Origin of the sequence: Ralstonia sp. RL (assembly GCF_001683835.1) — a bacterium.
Classification (GTDB): Bacteria; Pseudomonadota; Gammaproteobacteria; order Burkholderiales; family Burkholderiaceae; genus Ralstonia; species Ralstonia mannitolilytica.
In genome coordinates, this window is record NZ_LWRX01000126.1 from 1 (window position 1) to 3,310 (window position 3,310).

Sequence of the window (3,310 nt, forward strand, 5' to 3'; positions counted from 1 at the left end):
GCCTGGCGCCGACCGCCGCCACCCGCATGACGGAAGACCTGATGCCGGCCGAAGTGCTGGCGCTGCTGACGCCGGAAAGCGTCACGCCCGGCATGCTCTATCTGGCATCGAAGGATGCGCCCACTCGCGCCATCCTGTGCGCCGGCGCCGGCACCTTCTCGCGCGCCTACGTCACGCTGACCGACGGCGTGCATATCGGCCAGGGGCCGGACGCGCTGGAACGCCTGGTCGCCAGCGCCGACCGGATCGCCGACCGCAGCCGGGAAATCGTGCCGGGCGCCGGCATGCAGCAGTCGCAGATGGAAGTCGGCAAGGCGCTTGCGGCGCGCAGCAAGCCGTAAGATACGCCACGGGCGGCGCCCGGCCGGGGGCCGCCTTGCTTGGTTACTTGGTCCCGAACAGCCGGTCGCCGGCGTCGCCCAGGCCGGGAACGATATACGCGTGATCGTCCAGGTGCGAGTCGAGCGAGGCGACATAGACCTTCACATGCGGGTGCGCCTCCTGGAACACCTGCACGCCCTCCGGGGCCGCCACCAGGGCCAGGAACACGATCTGTTCATCGGCCACCCCGCGCTTTTTCAGCACGTCGACCGCATGCACCGCCGAATTGCCGGTCGCCAGCATCGGGTCGCACAGGATGAAATGGCGCTCCGCGAGGTCCGGCAGACGCACCAGGTATTCGACCGGACGATGGGTGTCCGGGTCGCGATAGACGCCGATATGCCCGACCCGCGCCGACGGCACCAGTTCCAGCAGGCCGTCGCTCATGCCGATGCCGGCGCGCAGCACCGGCACCACCACCAGCTTCTTGCCGGCGATGACCGGGGCATCCATGCTTTGCAGCGGCGTTTCGATGCGCATCGTGGTCAGCGGCAGGTTGCGCGTGATCTCATATCCCATCAGCAGCGTAATTTCGCGCAGCAGTTCGCGAAACGTCCGTGTCGAGGTATCGCGGTCGCGCATGTGGGAGAGCTTGTGCTGGATCAGCGGGTGATCGAGGATGTGGAGATTGGGAAAACGGGGATCTTGTTTCATCAGGATGTCGGACAGTTATGTTGTGGATTTGGCACTGGACGTCGCAGGCCGGGCGTCGCAGGCCGGGCCTTGATCAGCCCCAAAGTGTAAACGTTTTCGACTGAGCGATTGTCATTTCATCCGCACCTCAATACACTTTCCGGCAGAAAATATTTACCTGAATCTAATGCTGGCGGACCCGGTCTGCCGCACTACCTGGAGAATCCTGATGTCCGGCTCGTATTTCCCGCAATGGCGCATGCGCCACAGCACCAACGATGGCCTCGGCCCAGTGATCGGCACCGAGGACCGCCTGCCGTGGCCGCAGACTATCGCGATGGGCCTGCAGCATGTGGTGGCGATGTTCGGCGCCACCGTGCTGGCGCCGCTATTGATGGGCTTCGATCCCAATCTGGCGATCTTCATGTCCGGCATCGGCACCCTGCTGTTCTTCGTCTTCGTCGGCGGCCGCGTGCCGAGCTACCTGGGCTCCAGCTTCGCCTTCATCGGCCTGGTCATCCTGGTCACCGGCTATGCCGGCCAGGGGCCGAATCCCAACATCGGCGTCGCGCTGGGCGGCATCATCGCCTGCGGCATCGTGTATGCATTGATAGGCCTTTTGGTGATGTCGGTCGGCGCCGGCTGGATCGAGAAACTGATGCCGCCGGTCGTGACCGGCGCGGTGGTGGCGGTGATCGGCCTGAACCTGGCGCCGATCGCGGTCAAGGGCGTCACCGGCAACAGCTTCGACGCCTGGATGGCGCTGGTCACGGTATTCTGCGTCGGCATCGTCGCCGTCTTCACGCGCGGCATGGTGCAGCGCCTGCTGATCCTGGTCGGCCTGCTGCTCGCCTATGCCATCTATGCGCTGCTGACCAATGGCGCCGGCCTGGGCAAGCCGATCGATTTCGGCGCGGTGGCCAACGCCGCCTGGTTCGGCGTGCCGCATTTCGTCGCGCCGGTGTTCAAGGCCGACGCGATGGCGCTGCTGGCGCCGGTGGCGGTGATCCTGGTGGCGGAAAACCTCGGCCACATCAAGGCGGTCGGCGCGATGACCGGCCAGAACCTGGACCGCTACATGGGCCGCGCCTTCGTCGGCGACGGCATCGCCACCATCCTCTCCGGCAGCGTGGGCGGCACCGGCGTGACCACCTATGCAGAGAACATCGGCGTGATGGCGGTCACCAAGATCTATTCCACGCTGGTGTTCGTGGTGGCGGCCGTGATCGCGATGGGGCTGGGTTTCTCGCCCAAGTTCGGCGCCGTCATCCAGACCATTCCCGGCGCGGTGCTGGGCGGCGTGTCGATCGTGGTGTTCGGCCTGATCGCGGTGGCCGGCGCACGCATCTGGGTGGAGAACAAGGTCGATTTTTCGGACAACCGCAATCTGGTGGTGGCCGCCGTCACCCTGGTGCTCGGCGCCGGCGATTTCACCTTGAAACTGGGCCAGTTCTCGCTCGGCGGCATCGGCACCGCCACGTTCGGCGCGATCGTGCTGCATGCGCTGCTGTCGTTTCATGCCGCGCGCGCGGAGCGCTGACATGAAGCCGGGAATTGCGGCGGGCGCACTGCTCGCGGGCATGCTGGCAACCACCATGCAGGCCCATGCCGCCCTGGGCGAGAGCATCGACACGGTGCAGACGGAAAAGTCGGCCATGCATGCGAAAGCCCAGGCCATACGCGGCGCCGGCAGCTATGTCGTGCACGAGATCCAGGCGCCGTCCGGCACGGTGGTGCGCGAATACGCCGCAGCCGACGGCAAAGTCTTCGCTGTGGCGTGGGAGGGCCCGGTGCTGCCCGACATCCGGCAATTGCTCGGCAAGTATTTTCCGCGCTATGCCGACACGATGCAGGGCCGGCGTCCGGCGCAGCGGCACGCTTCCCTGCGCCACCCGGATCTCGTGATCGAATCGCACGGCCGCATGGGCGCATTCGCCGGGCAGGCCTACCTGCCCGGCTCGCTGCCGCCAGGCGTGACGCCGGATGTCCTGCGCTAAGGAGGGGCGATGCGATTTCTCTTGATGCCCCTGTTACTCGTCTTCCTGCTCGCCGGATGCGGCGGCGGAGGCGGTTCCGCCAGCGACAGCAGCGTTGCGGCTCCCGCCAACGCCGCGCCCAACGTGATGGCGGTGACCGTCGATCTCGGCCCCTCGAACAACGTGAACATGCCCTATGTGACGGTAACGGTTTGCGAACCCGGCAGCGACACGAATTGCAAGACGATCGATCACATCCTGGTCGAGCCTCCGCCTTGTCGTCCGCGCCGGCGCTGAACCTGCCGCCCGCGCCGATGGCC

General features: G+C 66.3%; 4 protein-coding genes and 1 pseudogene. 4 read left to right on the top strand and 1 reads right to left on the bottom strand.

The annotated features are described in order from the left end of the window. Positions 1-341, top strand: a pseudogene (locus A6M56_RS11555) (3-hydroxyacyl-CoA dehydrogenase); the annotation flags it as partial. Positions 342-384: 43 nt separating this feature from the next. Here A6M56_RS11555 and upp read toward each other — a convergent pair. Further along, entirely contained in the window at positions 385-1,035 is a 651-nt protein-coding gene (gene upp / locus A6M56_RS11560; RefSeq protein WP_286758140.1) for a uracil phosphoribosyltransferase, read from the bottom strand. A 208-nt stretch (positions 1,036-1,243) separates the two neighbouring features. On the opposite strand from upp, the gene A6M56_RS11565 reads away from it, so the two are divergent. The 3 genes from A6M56_RS11565 to A6M56_RS11575 are packed head-to-tail and all read left to right on the top strand — an operon-like array spanning position 1,244 to position 3,287. Next, complete coding sequence (locus A6M56_RS11565) at positions 1,244-2,554, top strand: solute carrier family 23 protein (protein ID WP_286758141.1); 1,311 nt, start codon at positions 1,244-1,246, stop codon at positions 2,552-2,554. 1 nt (position 2,555) lies between these two features. Next, positions 2,556-3,011 carry a DUF2844 domain-containing protein gene (locus tag A6M56_RS11570; protein ID WP_286758142.1) on the top strand — a complete coding sequence of 152 codons (456 nt, stop codon included), beginning with the start codon at positions 2,556-2,558 and terminating at the stop codon, positions 3,009-3,011. Positions 3,012-3,020: 9 nt separating this feature from the next. Beyond that, positions 3,021-3,287, top strand: a complete 267-nt coding sequence (locus A6M56_RS11575) for a DUF3443 family protein (protein ID WP_286758143.1) — start codon at positions 3,021-3,023, stop codon at positions 3,285-3,287. The last annotated feature ends 23 nt before the right edge of the window (positions 3,288-3,310 follow it).

Coding starts and splice junctions, on each gene's coding strand:
- upp (WP_286758140.1), bottom strand. CDS start 1,035: ATGAAACAAGATCCCCGTTTTCCCAATCTCCACATCCTCGATCACCCG.
- A6M56_RS11565 (WP_286758141.1), top strand. CDS start 1,244: ATGTCCGGCTCGTATTTCCCGCAATGGCGCATGCGCCACAGCACCAAC.
- A6M56_RS11570 (WP_286758142.1), top strand. CDS start 2,556: ATGAAGCCGGGAATTGCGGCGGGCGCACTGCTCGCGGGCATGCTGGCA.
- A6M56_RS11575 (WP_286758143.1), top strand. CDS start 3,021: ATGCGATTTCTCTTGATGCCCCTGTTACTCGTCTTCCTGCTCGCCGGA.